This is a genomic window from Flavobacterium soyangense (assembly GCF_015277675.1).
GTDB lineage: Bacteria > Bacteroidota > Bacteroidia > Flavobacteriales > Flavobacteriaceae > Flavobacterium > Flavobacterium soyangense.
In genome coordinates, this window is record NZ_JADHEC010000091.1 from 1 (window position 1) to 1,227 (window position 1,227).

The 1,227-nt window shown below is 33.2% G+C and carries 2 pseudogenes; one reads left to right on the top strand and one right to left on the bottom strand.

The features are described 5' to 3' along the window. Window positions 1-95 (top strand): annotated as a pseudogene (locus IR213_RS16105) (IS982 family transposase); the annotation flags it as partial. Here IR213_RS16105 and IR213_RS16110 read toward each other — a convergent pair. Further along, window positions 94-1,116, bottom strand: a pseudogene (locus tag IR213_RS16110) (efflux RND transporter permease subunit); the annotation flags it as partial. The pseudogenes IR213_RS16105 and IR213_RS16110 overlap by 2 nt on opposite strands. Between the last annotated feature and the right edge of the window lie 111 nt (window positions 1,117-1,227).

Sequence of the window (1,227 nt, forward strand, 5' to 3'; positions counted from 1 at the left end):
TTTTAGCTAAAATAACAGCTTTAACTTTGGTTCAATTCATCAATAGATTTATTTTTGAAAGACCAATAAACAATATTAAAACACAAATAGTTTAATTACACCCAACGGGTTATTATTTAAGAAAAATATTCCAGTGCAAAAAGCAATAAACATTCCAAAAGTTATGGCTCTTTTATTAACGATTTTTCCTAGTACGCCTTGATATCTCCCTGTAAGTTGGTTGAATTTATCGTTGAAACCATCCAAGAAATTGTTCAACGGACTTTTCTTTCTTGCTATACCGTGAGTTTTTTTCAACATCATTGCACAAAGTGCAGGTGTAAGTGTCAATGCTACAACACCTGACAAAATGATTCCTGTTGCCATAGTGATTGAAAACTGTCGGTAGAATATTCCAACTGGGCCAGACATAAACGCAATGGGTATGAACACTGCTGCCATCAAAAAAGTAATCGCTATAATAGCTCCACTAATTTCATGCATTGCCCTTTTTGTAGCTTTGAGTGGCCCCAGATGAGGATCTTCTTCCATCTTGGCATGTACTGCCTCTATGACTACAATGGCATCATCAACAACGACGCCAATCGCCAAAACAAGTGCAAATAAAGTAACAAGATTTATTGTAATCCCAAAAAACTGCATGAAAATAAATGTTCCAATAAGTGAAACAGGTACTGCAATGGCAGGAATAATTGTCGAACGCCAATCTCCTAAAAATAAGAAGACGACCAATCCTACTAATATAAATGCTTCAACTAAAGTATGAAGAACTTTTTCGATAGAAGCATCAAGGAATTTTGAAGCATCATAACTTATTTCGTAATCTACCCCTTTTGGAAATGAAGATTTTTTAATTTCTGCTAATTTTTCCTTTACATCTTCAATAACTTGGCTTGCATTACTTCCGTATGATTGTTTAATAGCAATTGCAGCCGAAGGTCTACCATTTAAGTTTGAATAAATGTCGTACATTGAACTTCCAAATTCAATATTGGCAACATCTTTCAAACGAAGTATTTCACCTTTAGAATTCGATTTTAAAATAATATTTCCATACTGTTCCTTGGTAGTAAATCGTCCAGAATATTTCAATACATATTCAAAAGATTGGGAACGTCAAACTGTCTAAAAACCTTCCTTTCCAATGTTTATTCTTTTGTATTAAAAATCGTTCAAAATATTTGGATAACTCCTTAGTTTTCTTTATCTTTAAGCAAGTATTTATCG